Source organism: Aliagarivorans taiwanensis DSM 22990 (genome assembly GCF_000429505.1).
GTDB classification, from domain to species: Bacteria; Pseudomonadota; Gammaproteobacteria; order Enterobacterales; family Celerinatantimonadaceae; genus Aliagarivorans; species Aliagarivorans taiwanensis.
Genome location: NZ_AUBZ01000075.1, coordinates 1 through 1520, shown reverse-complemented (window position 1 = coordinate 1520; position 1520 = coordinate 1). Strand labels below are relative to the sequence as shown.

Genomic DNA, 1520 nt, shown 5'->3' with positions numbered 1-1520 from the left:
TCGGTCTTGTGTTCTTCATTTCTACCACCTTTTGTCCGGAAGTGAGTCTATCACTTCGTCTATTCAGGTGGCCAAATTCACTATGCCACTACAATCGTCCAGAAGTTCTCCCATGTGGGAGTCAAACTTGCCACATGTAATGTGCACTTTCACATTTGCTGGAAGACTAGGGTACCTTTGAACGATGAGGGACTTCAGATGATCACACCGCTTAGGATCTTTCTCGATGAAATAGAAGACTACTTCGGGACTCAGTAGATTTTGATGCTTATGTGCGATAAGAGCGTCTAGCGCGAGTATGGGTGAGCCCAACTGGCCGCCTTTGTATTCACCTGGACCGGCAAAGCCATCAATGATGAGCAGACGTTGGTTGTATTTGCTCATGATAGGAAGCCAAGCATTTAAGTAGTTACATAAAACTAGGTGTTTGCCGATAGAGTGCTCTTCAAGTTCCCAAACAGTCTCTTTTGTTGCCATGTCCGTAGAAATCTCACTAGCGTCTTTGAGTTTGTTATCTGATTTTGCCTTTTTTACTATTGATAATCACGTACATAAGTAAATGTTCTTGTATCAATCCTAAGTATGTCGCAAGTTGAAGTTGTCTATAGTGAACCATATATGATTTGCAATTAATCATATATGGTTTATATTGGTCATGTATGGTCTTTTTTGTGAGGTGCAAATGGCTAAGGTTATCGAGGTATCGGAGTCGACTTATCAAAGGCTGGAGAACCTTGCTGTAGGGTTTGATTCTCCAGAATCTGTTATTTGCAGGTTACTGGACTCGGTGGAAGGGAAGCCTGAATCTAAACCTTCAGTAGTGTTTAACCCAGAAGATGAAGACGAGTTTAAGCGACTACTCATAGAGCGCAAAGAAGCGGAAGTGTTACTTTTCAAGCTTGATGGAACTAGGGAAGTTCTGCATTGGAGAGCGAGTAGGTTCTCGCCGACCTCGAGTCTGCGAGGTAATTTGTGGTCGGGTGTGCTTCGCGATTGGAAGAAAAAAGGAATAAAGAGAGCTGAGTTTTCCATAATGCCTCTGCAAACAATAATGGATGATGACAACACCAATCAAGTTAAGGCATTAGCTCTAGAGTTTGGTCTAGCGTTTAGTGAAATGCAGAGGCTCGACTATGAAATCGATACAAATGAAAGTAGTGATGGTTTGATTTACGACTATATAGTCTGCTTTCGCGAAGACAACGATCCAGAGCTTATGGCTATGATAAAGGGGTTGGACGACATGCGTTCTGTACGAGTTGATTCGTCTGTTCTCAACGATTGTGGAATACAAGAATCAACTAACGAAGGTTGGTAAGTATGATACTTTATTACTTTTATGAAGTGGTCGAGCAATCAAATTTTTCTATCTAGTATGACACTTTATTTTTTACCAATAAAAAACTAAGTGCCAATAACATGCTGTTAGAGTCAATTTAGTATGAAACTTTATTACTCTCCCACAGGAGGGCTCAGCCCTAATGCCGATCAGTTAAGACAGATCCATTGACGATCTTTCT

At 41.2% G+C, this 1520-nt stretch carries 2 protein-coding genes; one reads left to right on the top strand and one right to left on the bottom strand.

What is annotated here, in order from left to right:
* Window positions 1-63 precede the first annotated feature (63 nt).
* Window positions 64-477 carry a three-Cys-motif partner protein TcmP gene (gene tcmP, locus G462_RS24105; RefSeq protein ID WP_051326889.1) on the bottom strand — a complete coding sequence of 138 codons (414 nt, stop codon included), beginning with the start codon at window positions 475-477 and terminating at the stop codon, window positions 64-66.
* A gap of 205 nt (window positions 478-682) precedes the next feature.
* Here tcmP and G462_RS23565 point away from each other — a divergent pair, with 205 nt between their 5' ends.
* The gene (locus G462_RS23565; protein WP_211234249.1) at window positions 683-1318 is read left to right on the top strand and encodes a hypothetical protein; all 636 of its coding nucleotides are present in this window, start codon (window positions 683-685) and stop codon (window positions 1316-1318) included.
* Window positions 1319-1520 lie beyond the last annotated feature (202 nt).

Excerpts from the sequence above, each read along its gene's own strand:
- tcmP (WP_051326889.1), bottom strand. The coding sequence starts at position 477 with ATGGCAACAAAAGAGACTGTTTGGGAACTTGAAGAGCACTCTATCGGC.
- G462_RS23565 (WP_211234249.1), top strand. The coding sequence starts at position 683 with ATGGCTAAGGTTATCGAGGTATCGGAGTCGACTTATCAAAGGCTGGAG.